This is a genomic window from Bradyrhizobium sp. Cp5.3 (genome assembly GCF_000426265.1).
GTDB lineage: Bacteria > Pseudomonadota > Alphaproteobacteria > Rhizobiales > Xanthobacteraceae > Bradyrhizobium > Bradyrhizobium neotropicale.
This window is the reverse complement of record NZ_AUFA01000021.1, coordinates 58489-76207: the sequence shown is the minus strand read 5'-3', so window position 1 is coordinate 76207 and position 17719 is coordinate 58489. Positions and strand designations below refer to the sequence as shown.

The 17719-nt window shown below is 63.5% G+C and carries 13 protein-coding genes and 1 tRNA gene; 2 read left to right on the top strand and 12 right to left on the bottom strand.

The genetic code is table 11. From position 1 onward, the window contains the following. Positions 1 to 49: 49 nt before the first annotated feature. The 9 genes from rpoC to secE all read right to left on the bottom strand — a co-directional run bounded on the left by rpoC (position 50) and on the right by secE (position 13590). On the bottom strand, positions 50 to 4246 hold the full coding sequence (rpoC, locus tag K289_RS0125520) for a DNA-directed RNA polymerase subunit beta' (RefSeq protein WP_027554147.1): 4197 nt from the start codon (positions 4244 to 4246) through the stop codon (positions 50 to 52). 132 nt (positions 4247 to 4378) lie between these two features. Beyond that, entirely contained in the window at positions 4379 to 8497 is a 4119-nt protein-coding gene (rpoB, locus tag K289_RS0125515) for a DNA-directed RNA polymerase subunit beta (RefSeq protein ID WP_027554146.1), read from the bottom strand. 500 nt (positions 8498 to 8997) lie between these two features. Continuing rightward, positions 8998 to 9375, bottom strand: coding sequence for a 50S ribosomal protein L7/L12 (rplL, locus tag K289_RS0125510; protein ID WP_024342440.1), 378 nt, complete (start codon positions 9373 to 9375; stop codon positions 8998 to 9000). Between the two features lie 54 nt (positions 9376 to 9429). Continuing rightward, positions 9430 to 9948: a 50S ribosomal protein L10 gene (gene rplJ / locus K289_RS0125505; protein ID WP_027554145.1), complete on the bottom strand. Its 519-nt coding sequence runs from the start codon at positions 9946 to 9948 to the stop codon at positions 9430 to 9432. A gap of 580 nt (positions 9949 to 10528) precedes the next feature. After that, the gene (locus K289_RS0125500; RefSeq protein WP_027554144.1) at positions 10529 to 11482 is read right to left on the bottom strand and encodes a 2-hydroxyacid dehydrogenase; all 954 of its coding nucleotides are present in this window, start codon (positions 11480 to 11482) and stop codon (positions 10529 to 10531) included. Between the two features lie 98 nt (positions 11483 to 11580). Further along, positions 11581 to 12273, bottom strand: coding sequence for a 50S ribosomal protein L1 (rplA, locus tag K289_RS0125495; protein WP_035685698.1), 693 nt, complete (start codon positions 12271 to 12273; stop codon positions 11581 to 11583). A 6-nt stretch (positions 12274 to 12279) separates the two neighbouring features. Beyond that, positions 12280 to 12708 (bottom strand): 50S ribosomal protein L11, encoded by a 429-nt coding sequence (rplK, locus tag K289_RS0125490; protein WP_027554142.1) that lies wholly within the window; start codon positions 12706 to 12708, stop codon positions 12280 to 12282. A 133-nt stretch (positions 12709 to 12841) separates the two neighbouring features. After that, positions 12842 to 13399: a transcription termination/antitermination protein NusG gene (gene nusG, locus K289_RS0125485; protein ID WP_051310775.1), complete on the bottom strand. Its 558-nt coding sequence runs from the start codon at positions 13397 to 13399 to the stop codon at positions 12842 to 12844. After that, positions 13399 to 13590: a preprotein translocase subunit SecE gene (gene secE / locus K289_RS0125480; RefSeq protein WP_027520978.1), complete on the bottom strand. Its 192-nt coding sequence runs from the start codon at positions 13588 to 13590 to the stop codon at positions 13399 to 13401. Before secE ends, nusG begins: the two co-directional genes overlap by 1 nt. Positions 13591 to 14005: 415 nt before the next feature. Here secE and K289_RS0125475 point away from each other — a divergent pair, with 415 nt between their 5' ends. Beyond that, entirely contained in the window at positions 14006 to 14326 is a 321-nt protein-coding gene (locus K289_RS0125475; RefSeq protein WP_198024762.1) for a superinfection immunity protein, read from the top strand. Between the two features lie 78 nt (positions 14327 to 14404). Here the strand turns inward: K289_RS0125475 and K289_RS0125470 are convergent. Continuing rightward, a tRNA-Trp gene (locus K289_RS0125470) sits at positions 14405 to 14480 on the bottom strand. Between the two features lie 150 nt (positions 14481 to 14630). Here K289_RS0125470 and K289_RS0125465 point away from each other — a divergent pair. Further along, on the top strand, positions 14631 to 15854 hold the full coding sequence (locus K289_RS0125465) for a serine hydrolase (RefSeq protein ID WP_027554139.1): 1224 nt from the start codon (positions 14631 to 14633) through the stop codon (positions 15852 to 15854). Positions 15855 to 16052: 198 nt separating this feature from the next. On the opposite strand, the gene K289_RS0125460 is transcribed toward K289_RS0125465, so the two are convergent. Both K289_RS0125460 and K289_RS0125455 read right to left on the bottom strand, forming a co-directional pair. Further along, the gene (locus tag K289_RS0125460; RefSeq protein ID WP_027554138.1) at positions 16053 to 16820 is read right to left on the bottom strand and encodes an SDR family NAD(P)-dependent oxidoreductase; all 768 of its coding nucleotides are present in this window, start codon (positions 16818 to 16820) and stop codon (positions 16053 to 16055) included. Between the two features lie 69 nt (positions 16821 to 16889). Continuing rightward, complete coding sequence (locus K289_RS0125455; RefSeq protein WP_371260851.1) at positions 16890 to 17591, bottom strand: histidine phosphatase family protein; 702 nt, start codon at positions 17589 to 17591, stop codon at positions 16890 to 16892. Positions 17592 to 17719 lie beyond the last annotated feature (128 nt).

The following is a 17719-nucleotide window of genomic DNA, read 5'->3' as shown; positions in this document are numbered from 1 at the left end:
GGCAAACGCCGGCCTTTTCATTGTCCTCGGTATTCTTACGGATGAAGCATCATTCCGCGGGCGGCAGCGCCATCGGCTCCGCTTCCGGAGCCGGCGAGACGACCGAGGCCTGCTTCTCGCGCTCGTCGAGGATCAGCTTGTCGCGCTTCATGGCGACTTCGCGGATCTTGGCCATGGAGGCGCCGGTGCCTGCCGGGATCAGCCGGCCGACGATGACGTTCTCCTTGAGGCCTTCGAGCGGATCGATCTTGCCGTTGACCGCCGCCTCCGTGAGGACGCGGGTGGTCTCCTGGAACGAAGCCGCCGAGAAGAACGAGCGGGTCTGGAGGCTCGCCTTGGTGATGCCGAGCAGAACCGGCGTACCCGTGGCGGGCTTCTTGCCCTCTTCCTTGGCCTTCTCGTTGAGCGCGTCGAACTCGATCTTGTCGACCTGCTCGCCCGAGATCATGTCCGTGTCGCCCTGGTCGGTGATTTCCACCTTCTGAAGCATCTGACGGACAATCACCTCGATGTGCTTGTCGTTGATGAGCACGCCCTGGAGCCGGTAGACCTCCTGGATCTCGTTGACCAGATAGGCCGCGAGTTCCTCGATGCCCTTGATCGCCAGGATGTCGTGCGGCGCCGGGTTGCCTTCCACGATGAAGTCGCCCTTTTCGACGACGTCGCCGTCCTGAAGGTGGATGTGCTTGCCCTTCGGGATCAGGTACTCGCGCGCCTCTTCCGTCTTGTCCATCGGCTCGATCGAGATGCGGCGCTTGTTCTTGTAGTCGCGGCCGAACCGAATGGTGCCCGCGATTTCCGCGATGATCGCCGCGTCCTTCGGACGCCGTGCCTCGAACAGTTCCGCCACGCGCGGCAGACCGCCCGTGATGTCACGCGTCTTGGCGCTTTCGGTCGAGATACGGGCGAGGATGTCGCCCGGCTGGACCTTGGCTCCGATGTCGACCGAGAGAATGGCATCGACGGACAGCATGTAGCGGGCATCGCCGCCACGGGCGAGCTTGAGCACCTTGCCGTCCTTGCCCTTGATCACGATGGCCGGACGCAGATCCGAGCCGCCGCGCGTCGAGCGCCAGTCGATGACCACGCGCTTGGCAATACCGGTGGATTCGTCGAGCGTTTCCGAGATCGACTGACCCTCCACCAGATCCTCGAAGCCGATGGTGCCTTCCACCTCGGTGAGAATCGGACGGGTGTACGGATCCCACTCGGCGATGCGCTGGCCGCGCTTGACCATGTCGCCCTCGTCGATGTGCAGACGCGAGCCGTACTGGATACGGTGCGTCGCACGCTCGGTACCGTCGGCATCGACGATCGCCACCACCATGTTGCGCACCATCGCGATCAGGTGACCTTCGCCGTTGCGGGCGATGGCCTTGTTCTTGATCACGATCTTGCCGTCGAAGTTGGATTCGACGAACGACTGCTCGTTGAGCTGCGCCGCACCGCCGATGTGGAAGGTGCGCATGGTGAGCTGGGTGCCCGGCTCGCCGATCGACTGCGCCGCGATGACGCCGACCGCTTCGCCGTGGTTGACCGGCGTGCCGCGGGCGAGATCGCGGCCGTAGCACTTGCCGCAGATGCCGTTGACGAGCTCGCAGGTCAGCGCCGAGCGGATCTTCACCTCCTGGACACCACCCTGGTGGATGGCATCCACGTGGCTCTCTTCCATCAGCGTGCCGCGCTTGACGATCACCTTGCCCGAGCCGTCGCGCACGTCATCGCAGGCCACGCGGCCCAGGATGCGCGAGCCGAGCGAGGCCACCACGGTGCCGGCATCGACGATGGCGCGCATCTTGATGCCGAGCTTGGTGCCGCAGTCGTCCTGCGTGATGATGCAGTCCTGCGCCACGTCGACCAGACGACGGGTCAGGTAGCCGGAGTTCGCGGTCTTCAACGCGGTGTCCGCGAGGCCCTTGCGGGCGCCGTGGGTCGAGTTGAAGTACTCGAGCACCGAGAGGCCTTCCTTGAAGTTCGAGATGATCGGCGTCTCGATGATCTCGCCCGACGGCTTGGCCATCAGGCCGCGCATGCCGGCCAGCTGACGCATCTGCGCCGGCGAACCACGCGCACCGGAGTGGGCCATCATGTAGATCGAGTTGATGTCAGCATCGGCTCCGCCCGCCGTCTTCTTGGTCGCGGAGATCTCCTTCATCATCGCCTTGGCGATTTCTTCGGTCGCCTTCGACCAGGCGTCGACGACCTTGTTGTACTTCTCGCCGTGGGTGATCAGACCGTCGTTGTACTGCTGCTCGAAATCCTTCGCCAGCGTACGGGTGGTGTCGACGATCTTCCACTTGCCGTGCGGTACGACCATGTCGTCCTTGCCGAACGAGATGCCGGCCTTGAAGGCGTTGTAGAAGCCGAGCGCCATGATGCGGTCGCAGAAGATCACCGTCTCCTTCTGGCCGCAGTGACGATAGACCTGGTCGATCACGCCGGAGATCTCGCGCTTGGTCATCAGCTTGTTGATGATGTCGTACGAGATCTTCGGGCTCTTCGGCAGCACGTTGCCGAGCATGATGCGGCCGGGCGTGGTCTCGATCCAGCGGCGCGCCGGCTTGCCGTCCTCGCCGACGCCCACCCACCGGTACTTGATCTTGGTGTGGAGGTGGATGACCTTCGAATGCAGTGCGTGCTCGAGCTCGGACATCTCGCCGAACACCTTGCCCTCGCCGGGCATGCCTTCGCGCAGGATGGAGAGGTAGTAGAGACCGAGCACGATGTCCTGCGACGGCACGATGATCGGCTGGCCGTTCGCCGGATGCAGGATGTTGTTGGTCGACATCATCAGGACGCGCGCTTCCAACTGCGCTTCAAGCGACAGCGGAACGTGCACGGCCATCTGGTCGCCGTCGAAGTCGGCGTTGAACGCGGCGCAGACCAGCGGGTGAAGCTGAATCGCCTTGCCCTCGATCAGCACGGGCTCGAACGCCTGGATGCCGAGGCGGTGCAGCGTCGGCGCGCGGTTGAGCAGCACCGGATGCTCGCGGATCACCTCGTCCAGGATGTCCCAGACCTCGGGCCGCTCCTTCTCGACCAGCTTCTTCGCCTGCTTCACGGTGGTGGACAGGCCCTTGGCGTCAAGCCGCGAGTAGATGAACGGCTTGAACAGCTCGAGCGCCATCTTCTTCGGCAGGCCGCACTGATGCAGGCGCAGCTCGGGACCGACCACGATCACCGAACGGCCCGAATAGTCGACGCGCTTGCCGAGCAGGTTCTGTCGGAAGCGGCCCTGCTTGCCCTTGAGCATGTCGGCGAGCGACTTCAGCGGGCGCTTGTTGGCGCCGGTGATGACGCGGCCGCGGCGGCCGTTGTCGAACAGCGCGTCGACGGCCTCCTGAAGCATGCGCTTCTCGTTGCGGATGATGATGTCCGGCGCGCGCAGCTCCATCAGCCGCTTCAAGCGGTTGTTGCGGTTGATGACGCGGCGGTAGAGGTCGTTGAGGTCCGAGGTCGCGAAGCGGCCGCCGTCCAGCGGCACCAGCGGACGCAGATCCGGCGGGATCACCGGGATCACGGTCATGATCATCCATTCCGGCTTGTTGCCGGAGTGGCGGAACGCCTCGACGATCTTCAGGCGCTTGGCGAGCTTCTTGTGCTTGATGTCGGAGTCGGTCTCCTGCATCTCGAGCCGCAAGGTCGCCTCGAGCTTCTCGAGGTCCATGCCCTTGAGCAGTTCGCGGATCGCCTCGGCGCCGATCATGGCGGTGAAGGAGTCCTGGCCGTACTCGTCCTGCGCCTTCAGATACTCGTCTTCCGACAAGAGCTGACGGTCCTTCAGCGCGGTGAGGCCCGGCTCCAGCACGACGTAGTATTCGAAGTAGAGGATCCGCTCGAGATCCTTCAGCGTCATGTCGAGCAGGAGGCCGATGCGCGAGGGCAGCGACTTCAGGAACCAGATGTGGGCGACGGGCGCGGCGAGCTCGATATGGCCCATGCGCTCGCGCCGGACGCGCGACAGCGTGACCTCGACCGAGCACTTCTCGCAGATGATGCCCTTGTACTTCATGCGCTTGTACTTGCCGCACAAGCATTCGTAATCCTTGATCGGCCCGAAGATGCGCGCGCAGAACAGGCCGTCGCGCTCGGGCTTGAAGGTACGGTAGTTGATGGTCTCCGGCTTCTTGATCTCGCCGTACGACCAGGACAGAATCTTCTCGGGAGACGCGATCGAGATCCGGATCTGGTCGAAGACCTGAGCCGGCGTCGTCGGGTTAAAAAGATTCATAATCTCTTGGTTCATCGTCTTCTCCTCGCGTGCCGGTCGCCTCCCGGCAGCAAATTCGAAAATCTCAATTCGCGGGGCGCCCTGCCCTCAAGGCTCCAGGCCGGGCGCCGATGCCCGGCCGTTTCAGGCCGGGCATGAATGGTCGCGTTACTCGGCCGCTTCCGACGTCGGCGCCGGCCCCATCTTGGAATTGTGCAGGTCGACGTTGAGGCCGAGCGAGCGCATTTCCTTGACCAGCACGTTGAACGATTCCGGAATACCGGCCTCGAAGGTGTCGTCGCCACGCACGATCGCCTCGTACACCTTGGTACGGCCGGCGACGTCGTCCGACTTCACGGTCAGCATTTCCTGGAGCGTGTACGCCGCGCCGTAAGCCTCGAGCGCCCACACCTCCATTTCGCCGAAGCGCTGACCGCCGAACTGCGCCTTGCCGCCCAGCGGCTGCTGGGTGACGAGCGAGTACGGACCGATCGAACGCGCATGGATCTTGTCATCGACGAGATGGTGCAGCTTGAGCATGTAGATGTAGCCCACCGTCACCTTGCGGTCGAACGGATCGCCGGTGCGGCCGTCATAGACGGTCGACTGACCCGAAGCGTCGAGACCGGCGAGCTTGAGCATCTCCTCGATGTCGGCCTCCTTGGCTCCGTCGAACACCGGCGTCGCGATCGGCACGCCGTGGCTCAGATTGCGGCCGAGCTCGATCAGTTCGCCATCGTTGAGCGACCTGATCGTCTCGTCCTCGCCGTAAACCTTCTTCAACGTCTCCTTCAGCGGCTTGATGTCCTGCTTCGACAAATAGGCATCGACCGTCTGGCCGATACGCTTGCCGAGGCCGGCACAGGCCCAACCGAGATGGGTCTCGAGGATCTGTCCGACGTTCATGCGCGAGGGCACGCCGAGCGGATTGAGCACGATGTCGGCGTGCGTGCCGTCCTCGAGGAACGGCATGTCCTCGATCGGCACGATCTTCGACACCACGCCCTTGTTGCCGTGGCGGCCGGCCATCTTGTCGCCGGGCTGGATCTTGCGCTTCACCGCGACGAAGACCTTGACCATCTTCATGACGCCCGGCGGCAGCTCGTCACCGCGCTGGAGCTTCTCGACCTTGTCGAGGAAGCGCTGCTCAAGCCCCTTCTTCGACTCGTCGTACTGCTTCCGCATGGCCTCGATCTCGGCCATCAGCTTGTCGTTGGGCGAAGCGAACAGCCACCACTGCGACTTCGGATACTCCTCGAGCACCGCACGGGTGATCTTGGTGTCCTTCTTGAAGCCTTTCGGGCCCGCAATGCCCTGCCGTCCCTCGAGGAGCTCGGCGAGACGGTTGTAGACGTTGCGGTCCAGGATCGCCTGCTCGTCGTCGCGGTCCTTGGCCAGACGCTCGATCTCTTCCCGCTCGATCGCCAGCGCACGTTCGTCCTTGTCGACGCCGTGGCGGTTGAACACGCGCACTTCGACGATCGTGCCCTGCACGCCCGGAGGAACGCGCAGCGAGGTGTCGCGAACGTCGGAGGCCTTTTCACCGAAGATGGCGCGCAGAAGCTTCTCTTCCGGCGTCATCGGGCTCTCGCCCTTCGGCGTGATCTTGCCGACCAGGATGTCGCCGGCGCGCACTTCCGCGCCGATATAGACGATGCCGGCTTCGTCGAGGTTCTTCAGCGCTTCTTCCGAGACGTTCGGAATGTCGCGCGTGATTTCCTCGGGGCCCAGCTTGGTGTCGCGGGCCATGACCTCGAACTCCTCGATGTGGATCGAGGTGAAGACGTCGTCCTTCACGATACGCTCGGAGAGCAGGATCGAGTCTTCGAAGTTGTAGCCGTTCCACGGCATGAACGCGACCAGCACGTTACGGCCGAGCGCGAGCTCGCCGAGATCGGTCGACGGACCATCGGCGATGATGTCGCCCTTCTTTACGACGTCACCGACCTTCACCAGCGGACGCTGGTTGATGCAGGTCGACTGGTTGGAGCGCTGGTACTTCATGAGACGGTAGATATCGACGCCCGACTTGGTCGGATCGAGATCTTCGGTGGCGCGGATGACGACGCGGGTGGCGTCGATCTGGTCGATCACGCCCGAGCGGCGAGCCGCGATCGCAGCGCCCGAGTCACGGGCGACCACGCCTTCCATGCCGGTGCCGACGAACGGCGCCTCGGCGCGAACCAGCGGCACCGCCTGGCGCTGCATGTTCGAGCCCATCAGCGCGCGGTTGGCGTCGTCGTTCTCGAGGAACGGGATCAGCGCCGCGGCGACCGAAACGAGCTGCTTCGGCGACACGTCCATGTAGTCGACCTTGTCCGGCGTCACCGGCAAGACTTCACCGGCGTGACGGCAGACCACGAGGTCTTCGGTGAAGCGGCCCTTCGGGTCGAGCGGCACGTTGGCCTGCGCGACCGTGTAGCGGCCCTCTTCCATCGCCGAGAGGTACACGACCTCGTCGGTGACGCGGCCGTCCTTCACCTTGCGGTACGGCGTCTCGACGAAGCCGTACTTGTTGACGCGCGCGAAGGTGGCGAGCGAGTTGATCAGACCGATGTTCGGACCTTCCGGCGTCTCGATCGGGCAGATGCGGCCGTAATGCGTCGGATGCACGTCGCGCACTTCGAAGCCGGCGCGCTCGCGGGTCAGACCGCCCGGTCCGAGCGCCGACAGGCGCCGCTTGTGGGTGATCTCCGACAGCGGGTTGGTCTGGTCCATGAACTGCGAGAGCTGCGAGGAGCCGAAGAACTCGCGCACGGCGGCAGCCGCGGGCTTCGCGTTGATCAGGTCCTGCGGCATGACCGTGTCGATGTCGACCGAGGACATGCGCTCCTTGATCGCGCGCTCCATACGCAGCAGGCCGATGCGGTACTGGTTCTCCATGAGCTCGCCGACCGAACGCACACGGCGGTTGCCGAGGTGGTCGATGTCGTCGATCTCGCCCTTGCCGTCACGCAGGTCGACCAGCGTCTTGATGACGGAGAGGATGTCTTCCTTGCGCAGCGTGCGCTGGGTGTCGGGCGCATCGAGGTCGAGGCGCATGTTCATCTTGACGCGGCCGACCGCGGAGAGGTCGTAGCGCTCGGCGTCGAAGAACAGCGACTGGAACATGGCCTGCGCCGAATCCAGCGTCGGCGGCTCGCCCGGACGCATCACGCGGTAGATGTCGAACAACGCGTCCTCGCGCGTCATGTTCTTGTCAGCCGAGAGCGTGTTGCGAATGTAGGCGCCGACATTGACGTGGTCGATGTCGAGCAGCGGCAGCTCCTTGTAGCCCTGCTCGTTGAGGGCCTTCATGAGCTTGTCGGTGATTTCCTCACCGGCTTCCGCGTAGATCTCGCCGGTCTTCGGATTGACGAGGTCTTCGGCGAGATAGTTGCCGACCAGTTCCTCATCGGCCAGGCGCAGAGCCTTCAGCCCCTTCTCCTGGAGCTGGCGGGCGGCGCGCACGGTGAGCTTCTTGCCGGCCTCGAGCACGACCTTGCCGGTGTCGGCGTCGATCAGGTCGTTGATGGTCGAGTAGCCACGGAAACGGTTGGCGTCGAACGGAACGCGCCAGCCTTCCTTGGTCCGCTTGTAGAGGATCTTCTTGTAGAAAGTGTTGAGGATCGCCTCGCCGTCGAGCCCGAGCGCGAACATCAGCGACGTCACCGGAATCTTGCGGCGACGATCGATACGCGCATAGACGATGTCCTTGGCGTCGAACTCGATGTCGAGCCAGGAGCCACGATACGGGATCACGCGGGCGGCGAACAGCAGCTTGCCCGAGGAATGGGTCTTGCCCTTGTCGTGGTCGAAGAACACGCCGGGCGAACGGTGCATCTGGGAGACGATGACGCGCTCGGTGCCGTTGACGATGAAGGTGCCGTTCATCGTCATGAGCGGGATGTCGCCCATATAGACGTCCTGCTCCTTGATGTCCTTCACCGACTTCGCGCCGGTTTCCTCGTCGATATCGAACACGATGAGGCGCAGCGTCACCTTGAGCGGCGCAGCGAAGGTCATGCCGCGCTGGCGGCACTCGTCGACGTCATATTTCGGCGGCTCGAACTCGTAGCGGACGAATTCCAGCATCGAGGTGCCGGAGAAGTCCGAAATCGGGAACACCGAGCGGAACACCGCCTGCAAGCCCTCATCCGGCCGGCCGCCCGTCGGCTCGTCGACCATCAGGAACTGGTCATAGGACGCCTTCTGAACCTCGATGAGGTTCGGCATCTCGGCGACTTCCCTGATGTGTCCGAAGAACTTGCGAACGCGTTTGCGACCGGTGAATGTCTGCTGCGCCATCGTGGCCTCTCATTTCGTCGCCCGCTCTGGGCGCGCCGTCCAGGACGCGGCTGCCACCGCTCCCCGGGTTGAATTTTTCGAACCCGTTTTGGGGCCGGACGCCCAGTTTCAGGCCGCGATGTCCTGAACTGTTCTTCAGACCTTCAAAACGCAAAACGACGTGCGGGGCGCTGGAGCGCACCCGCCCGTCACAACGATTGTCTTCACGGACTGCAAAAGCCCGAAATAGCCTGCTCTCCCAACGGTTTACAGGAAACTCCGGCGTCCCTGTCCACCGCGCTTTCGTGCTGTCGACCCAATATGGGGCGATAATAGTGGAGATTCGAGGGGTAAACCCTCAAATCCCCACACTTTTTCGTGTTCGGCCGGCGTCGGGCTGTTCCGTCGCACGCCTTTTGCATCAGCCCGTCCGCCGAGGCCAAAAGCGGCCACCTGCATCGCGGGCCAAGATCCCGGGTCTCGCTGACGCTCGCCCGGGATCCCGCTCAGATAACCTAAGGTTACTTGAGCTCGACCTTCGCGCCAGCCTTCTCGAGCTGGGCCTTGATCTTGTCGGCTTCTTCCTTGTTCACGCCTTCCTTCAGCGGCTTCGGAGCGCCCTCGACGAGGTCCTTCGCTTCCTTCAGGCCCAGGCCGGTGATGGCGCGGACTTCCTTGATGACCTCGATCTTCTTGTCGCCGGCAGAGGCGAGGACGACCGTGAATTCGGTCTTCTCTTCGGCCGGAGCGGCAGCAGCGCCACCAGCAGCCGGGCCGGCCACCGCGACGGCAGCAGCGGCGGACACGCCCCACTTCTCTTCGAGGAGCTTCGCCAGTTCAGCAGCTTCGAGCACGGTGAGGCTCGAGAGGTCGTCAACGATCTTCTGCAAGTCAGCCATTGTTCAGTTTCCTTGAGTGTAAGTCTGGTTCGGGTTTGAGTTTTGCGAAGGGCGTCAGGCCGCTTCGCCCTTTGAGGCATGAGCCTGGATGACGCGCGCGAGCTTGCCCGCGGGCGCGTTGGCGAGCTGGGCCAGCTTGGTCGCCGGGGCCACGATGAGGCCGACGATCTTGCCGCGCAGTTCGTCAAGCGACGGCAGCGAGGCAAGCGCCTTCACGCCGTCGACATTCAGGACGGTCTTTCCCATCGAGCCGCCGACGATGACGAACTTTTCGTTCGCCTTGGCGAATTCGATGGCGACCTTCGGCGCCGCTACCGGATCGTTCGAAGTGGCGATCACGGTCGGTCCCTTCAGCATGGGGCCGATGGCAACGACGTCAGTGCCTTCAAGAGCAATTTTGGCGAGACGGTTCTTCGAGACCTTCACCGAGGCACCAGCCTGCTTCATCTGCATGCGCAGCTTCTGCATCTGGGCAACGGTCAGGCCGGAATATTGAGCAACGATCGCGACGCTCGTGGTCTTGAAGACCTCATTGAGCTGTTCGACCGCCTCTTTTTTTGCCGCTCGTTCCACAGCAAGCTCTCTCCGGTTGGCGGTCGTCGCGCGAAAGGCGGGACCGCCGGGTTGCACCCATCGTCCCACCCAAACCTGAACCTCCGGGTCAAAACCCATCGGACACGCCGGGCAAGACGACAATTCAAAGCCTGCCCTCCGGGAGCCCGATAGAGCCCACGGCGTGTCGAGGTCCGAACCAAACCCATTCCACATCTGCCCTAAAGCTGGATGCGAAGTGAAATCCGGTCTTCACCCGTCTATGCAGGCCATGCGATTAAGCCGTTGAGAAATCGAAATTCCTCGCGGGCGCCTGCAGTCTTGGACAGGACAAGGCCAGCCGGCGAACCGCCTGACCTCTGCTCGCATCCACCAACCGAAGGGTTCCCCTTCCCTTTCCGGCAAATCCTTACGGACGTCCTGAAAAGGAATGACCTCCTAACGCGTCGGGTTTTCGGAATGCGTGCACGGACGCGCCAGCAACTCGCCAGCACGTCCGGAGATCGTTGTTTAACCGCTCTTGGCCTGCTTGCCAAGAGCAAAATTCACACCAGTTCCAATCGATTGCACGGGACGCTTGACGCACCCCGAAAGGACCGATTCAGCCCGCTTTGACCGCATACGGCAGTGGCCGCCCCTCGAAAAACGCCGTCAGGTTCGCCAGCACGCAGTTCTGCATCGCGACGTGGGAGTCCAGGGTGTGGCCGCCGATATGGGGCGACAGCACGACGTTCGGCAGCGCCGTCAGCGCGTCGGGCGCGTGCGGTTCCTTGTCGTAGACGTCGAGGCCGGCCCCCGCGAGGGACTTGTCGGTCAAGGCCGCAACGAGGGCCGCCTCGTCGATCACCGAGCCGCGGGAGACGTTGACGACATAGCCGTCCTCCCCGAGGCGCTTGAGGATGTCGGCGTTGACCGCGTTCTTGGTCTCGGCGCCGGCGCGGACCGCGATCATCAGCACGCTGCACCAGTCGGCCAGCGCCTCCAGCGACGGAAAATATTGATAGGGCAGATCGTGCTGGGTGCGACTGAAATAGCCGACCTCGGCCTCGAACGCCGCGCAGCGTGCTGCAATCTTGCGGCCGATCTCGCCCATGCCATAGACGCCGATGCGGCGACCGGGCAGGCCCGCCTGCGGCCGCATCATCGGCGACTTTCTTGAGGCGGCCCAATCGCCGCTGCGGACATATTGATCGGCGACCAGGATCCGTCGGGTCGTCGCCAGCATCAGGGTCATCGCGATGTCGGCGACCGAGGCCGCATTGGCACCCGGGCTGTGGCCGACCGCGATGTTGCGGGCAGTGGCAGCCTTCAGGTCAACACCGTCATAGCCGGTGCCATAGCAGACGATCGCCCCGAGCTTCGGCAGCAGGTCCATCGCCTCCGCCCCGAGCGGCGAGCCGCCGGCGGTGAGGAGCGCGCGGACGCCTGCGAGCTCGCCATCCGAAAACATCTCCTGCGCCGGCTTGCCGCCGGTGTCGAGCAGCTCGAACCGCTCGGCAAAGCGCGCCATCATCGTCTTGGGGAAGCGCGAGTAGATCAGGACCTTGTCAGCCATTGTTCTTGTTTCCGTTGAGCCTCGCCTCACAAACGGAAGGAGCGGAATCGGTTGCCCAATTCCGCCCCTTGCCTCATCTCTTTATTCCCGCAGAGCCTTTAGCCGAGGATGGTGCCCGGCTCGACCTTCACGCCGGGGCCCATGGTCGAGGACACCGCAACACGCTGGATGTAGGTGCCCTTGGAGCCGGCGGGCTTCGCCTTGGCAACCGCGTCCGCGAGCGCCTTGACGTTCTCGACCAGCTTGTCCTCGGAGAACGAGGCCTTGCCGACACCGGCCTGCACGATGCCGGCCTTCTCGACGCGGAACTCGACCGAGCCGCCCTTGGCACCCTTCACCGCACCGGTGACGTCCATGGTCACGGTGCCGATCTTCGGGTTCGGCATCAGGCCGCGCGGGCCCAGCACCTTACCGAGACGGCCGACCAGCGGCATCATGTCGGGAGTGGCGATACAGCGGTCGAAGTCGATCGTGCCGTTCTGCACCTTCTCGACCAGATCCTCGGCGCCGACGACGTCGGCACCAGCAGCCTTGGCCTCATCGGCCTTGGCGCCGCGGGCGAACACGCCGACGCGGAGGGTACGACCGGTGCCGTTCGGCAGGGTCACGACGCCGCGGACCATCTGGTCGGCGTGACGTGGATCGACGCCGAGATTGATCGCGACCTCGATGGTCTCGTCGAACTTCGCTTTCGCGCGTTCCTTGACCATCTTGATGGCATCCGCGAGCGGGTAAAGCTTTTCGCGGTCAACGCCTTCGCGGGCTTTGTTCAAACGCTTTCCGATTGCCATGACCGCTTACCCCGCAACTTCCAGACCCATCGAGCGGGCGGAGCCCTCGACCATCTTCATGGCCGACTCGATGGTGTCGCAATTGAGATCCTTCATCTTCTTCTCGGCGATCTCGCGCACCTGCGCTTTGGTCACCTTGCCGGCCTTGTCACGGCCCGGCGCCTTCGAGCCGGACTGGATTTTTGCAGCCTGCTTGAGGAAGAAGGACATCGGCGGCGTCTTCATCTCGAAGGTGAAGGAACGGTCCGCGTAAATGGTGATGATCACCGGGATCGGGGTGTTCTTCTCTTCCTTCTGGGTCTGGGCGTTGAACGCCTTGCAGAACTCCATGATGTTGAGACCGCGCTGACCGAGCGCGGGACCGATCGGGGGCGAAGGATTCGCCGCACCGGCCGGGACCTGAAGCTTCAGGTATCCGGTCACTTTCTTTGCCATGTATCACTCCTGTTGTGCCGGCATATTGCCGGCGGTTTCAGGTTCGTGGTCTGGGTCGGATGCGGCTGGCGACCGCCCTCTCCCTCCCACGGCCTCTCTTCGCGCGAAACCTGTGGCTTCACGCGTTACCCGGTCAGACCTTCTCGACCTGACCGAATTCCAGTTCCACCGGCGTGGCGCGGCCGAAGATCGACACCGCGACCTTCACGCGCGAGCGCGCCTCGTCGATTTCCTCGACCACACCCGAGAACGAGGCGAACGGGCCGTCGGCCACGCGCACATTCTCGCCGATCTCGAACGACACCGACGCCTTCGGACGTTCCACGCCCTCCTGCATCTGGTTCAGGATCCGCATCGCCTCCGATTCCGAGATCGGCATCGGCTTGTTTTCCGCGCCGAGGAAGCCGGTGACCTTGGGCGTGTTCTTGATCAGATGGAACGCCTCGTCGGTCAGCTTCATCTTCACCAGCACATAGCCCGGGAAGAACTTGCGCTCGGCATCGATCTTGCGGCCGCGGCGCACTTCCGTGACCTTCTCGATCGGAACCAGGACCTGCTCGAACAGCTCCTCGAGCCCGCGCTGCTTGGCCTGCTCGCGGATCGATTCCGCGACTTTCTTCTCGAAGTTCGAATAGGCGTGGACGATGTACCAACGCTTGTCGGACGATTGAATTGCGGTGGCTGTTGCCATCAGTGAATGCCCAAAAGAAGGGTGACGAGATAACGGATGATCTGGTCGGCGGCGAAGAAGAAGATCGAGGCCAGGGCGACCATGACGAACACCATGATCGTGGTGATCGTCGTCTCGCGGCGGGTCGGCCAGGTGACCTTGGCGGTCTCCGAGCGCACTTCCTGCAAGAACTTGAACGGGCTGACTGCCATCGTTTGATGTCCAAAGTCCGTCGTGAGACGAGAAAAGATTTCAGGGATCCGAACAGCCGCCTTTGGCCCAACCCTCGCGTGAAGGATGAGCCGGAAACCGGGCTCGCGTGTTCGGGATTTAAAGCCGCGCCGGAAATCCGCGTCTAACGGGCCGGCTACAGGTATCGGGTAGATACTGCGGATGGGGCCAAAGGTCAAGGTGTGGGCAAGCCCTCCCCGGCAAGCGCCGCTCTCCCGCCCTGCGCGCGAGAGCCAATCAGGATCAAGGACTTATCCGGCCGGAATGAAGCACGATCCGAGCTTCGAACCGGCCGTTGGAAGGGCGACACCAAGGGATGGGCGTGAACTCGAGATGACGCCGGTCAAGAAGCCCGGTCTGCAATGATTACCCGATCCGCTCCCCGCGAGGACTACCATGAGACTGCTAACTTGGACTGCCGCGCTCGCAGTGACGCTCGTTGCGCACCCCGCTCTTGCCGCAACGCCGTCGGATGGCGCCGACGCGGTGGCCGGCCTGATGGCGATCGGCATTCTGATCGCCGCCTATTTCTTCCCGGCGATCATCGCCCTGCTGCGCGGCCATCACAATACGCTGGCGATCTTCCTGCTCAACCTGTTCTTCGGCTGGACCTTCTTCGGTTGGCTCGGCGCGCTGATCTGGGCGGCAACCGTCGTGCAGCGTCCCACCGAGTACCGCATGGTGCACGACGAGCGAGCTCGATGTAGCAAGTTTTAGTGAGTTGCACGCGGCGACTCATCTGCGACTAATCCTGCCGCATCTTTCCGCCGCAAGGCTGTGAGTGCTTGAAATCGCTGGCAGGAGTGGCAGGGCTCGAACCTGCGACCCCCGGTTTTGGAGACCGGTGCTCTACCAATTGAGCTACACTCCTACGAACCCAGCGTCGCCGCGAGGTCAGGTGCGCTTTCAAGCACAGGGGGCAGCCGGATTGCAAGGGAGAAGCGCGCTGGCTTCGCTTGTTTGTGCCGCGGCTTCTGGGCAACAGTTCATTCCCGACAATAAAGAGCAACCGGGAGTGCCTATGACTGCCCAAACCGCTTCTCACGCTGCGATCACACCGAAAGCGCCGCCTTTGCTCGAGGCGAAGCCAGAAACGCTGGGCCTGTCGCGTCCCCGCCTGCAGGCGATGTCGGACGCCTTCAAGCGCGAGATCGACAAGGGAACCGTGCCCGGCATCACCGTGCTGGTCGCGCGGCGCGGCCAGGTCGGCTGGTTCGAGGCGCTGGGACGGCAGAGCCCGGCCGGCTCCGCACCGATGGCTCATGATTCGATCTTCCGCCTGTTCTCGATGACCAAGCCGATCGTGTCCGTCGGCGTGATGGCACTGATCGAGGATGGGCACCTCCTCCTTAGCGACCCCGTCGCAAAATTCATTCCGGAGTTCGCCGACCAGAAGGTCGGCGTCGTCGACGGCGGCAAGCTGGAACTGGTTTCGGCGCGGCGGGCGACGACGGTGCAGGACCTGCTCCGTCACACGTCGGGTCTGACGTATGAGCACCAGGGCGACGGTCCCGTGCACAAGATCTACCAGGACTCACGGGTGCGCAGCCGCAAGATCACCAACGCCGAGCACGCCACGCTCGTCGCGAGCTTTCCCCTCGTCTGTCATCCCGGCGCGGAGTTCAACTACAGCCGCTCCACCGACATCCTCGGCCGCATCATCGAGGTCATCAGCAGCAAGTCGCTCGGCGCGTACCTCGCCGACCGCATCCTTGCGCCGCTTCAGATGGCCGAAACGGGGTTCTCGACCAATGAGGCCAATGCCGGCCGGCTCGCCGAGGCGTTCCCGGCCGATCCCTGGACCGGCGACAAGGTCGCGCTCTTCAACATGCTGGAACAGCCAGCGATGGAGTCCGGTGGCGGCGGGCTCGTGTCGACCACGATGGACTATGCCCGCTTCTGCATGATGCTGCGCAACGGCGGCACGCTCGACGGCAACAGGATCATCGGCCGCAAGACGCTGGAGCTGATGGCTTCGGATCATCTCGGCCCCGGCGTTCCGGCCAACGGCACCCTGCTCTCCCCTGGCCATGGTTTTGGCCTCGGCTTCGCGGTGCGAAGGGACGCCGGCATCGCGCCGTTCCCCGGCAGCGTCGGCCAGTATTTCTGGAGCGGCATTGCGGGAACGTTCTTCTGGATCGACCCGAGGGAGGATCTGTTCGCGGTGTTCATGAGCCAAGGCCCGGGCCAGCGCGACTACACGCGCACGCTGGTGCGGGATCTGGTGTACGCGGCGGTGGATTGAGGCAACACCGCGTCCCCACATTCGCTGTCATGCCCCGGGTTGACCGGGGGGCATCCAGTACTCCGCGGCGGTAGTTCGTTCACACAACCGCCGGCTCTGGGGTACTGGATCGCCCGCCCCAGTGCGCAATTGCGCACAAGGCGGGCGATGACACCTATGTGTGGGTAGTTTGCGTGCCCTTTCCCACGCGCGACCGCGTCAACTGATCGTCGCGCCGCCGTCGATCACCATGGTCTGGCCGGTCATGAAGTCGCCGGCCTTCGATCCCAGGAACACCGCGGCGCCGGCGATTTCGTCGGGGATGCCGATGCGCAGCAGCGGCGAGCGCGAGGTCGAGGCCTTCAGGTTCTCCGGATTGTCCCACAGTGCCTTCGCGAAGTCGGTCTTGATCAGGCCGGGCGCGATGCAGTTCACGCGGATGTTGTGCTTGCCGTATTCGCAAGCCAAGTTGCGGGCGAGCTGCATGTCGGCGGCCTTCGAGATCGCGTAGGCGCCGAGGATGGTCGAGCCCTTCAGGCCGCCGATCGAGGACACGATGATGACCGAACCGTCCTTGCGCTCGATCATCTGCGGCACCACCATCGAGATCAGCCAGTTGTTGGCGACGATGTTGTTGTCGAGGATCTTGCGGAACTGATCGTCGGAGATGCCCGCGAGCGGACCGTAATACGGGTTCGAGGCCGCGTTGCAGACCAGCACGTCGATCTTGCCGAAGGCGCGATTGCTCTCGTCGACGAGGTTTTGCAGGTTCTCCTTCGAGGAGATGTTCGCGGCGATCGCGACGGCGGTATGCTTCCCGAATTTGTGGTTGATGCCCTTCGCCACCTCATCGCAGACATCGGCCTTGCGCGAGGAGATCACGACCTTGGCGCCGTGCTCGGCCATGCGCTCGGCGATCGCGAGCCCGATGCCGCGCGTCGAGCCGGTGATGACGGCGACTTTTCCCTTCATGTCGAACAAGGTCATGTTTCTCTCCCAGAGTGCGATTTGATTGGCTCAAAGCTTATGCCGCGCTCGCGCGCGCCGACAACGGCGTCAGGCGAGCTTCTTGACTTCCGGTCCCGCCGGCTGATGCATGGCGGCGTGCGCAGGATCCGCGATCCATGGCTGCTGGTTCACCATCGGCAGGCGCCAGACGACCCGCTCCGCGGTCGCGTAATGATCGAGCCGTGTCACCGACACGTTGTCGATGTCGAACGCGAGCCCCTGCTCCGGCAGACCACCGAGCGCGAGCCCCACGGCCGCCTTGATGGTACCGCCATGGCCGACCGCGATCACGTCCTGGCCCGCGTGTTCACGATTGATCCGATCGATCGCGCGACAGGTGCGGTTGTAAAGGTCCATGAAACTTTCGCCGCCCGGCGCCGGCTCGTTGATGTCGGCGAACCAGCTCGTTCCGGCGGGCCGGCTCGCGACGAACGCCGCGCGGTTCATGCCCTGCCATCGACCGAGATGCTGTTCGGCGAAATCCGCCTCCCATGGCATGTTCGCAGGCTTGGGAAAGCCGGCCGCCCAGATCGCCTCTGCTGTCTGATGCGTGCGCATCAGATTGCTCGAATACCAGACCGCATCGCGCGGCAGCACCTTTGCGACCGCCTCGAACACATAAGTATCGCTGGTGTCGCAGGCGATGTCGCTCTGCCCGTAAATGTTGCCGCCGTCGTTGCGCACCGGCGCATGACGGACCCACCACCACCGCGTCGTGACCACTTTGGACTTGCCGGAGTCGGACATCATCGAAACCCTTCCATCCCGTGTGATGTCGCTGTACGTGAGTGGCGAACGTGTCTCAAGACACTTTGCCGTTTTAAGATTTCTTGGCCGTTTGAAATTCTGTTTGAAATTCCGTCGCGCGGCAGGCGTCG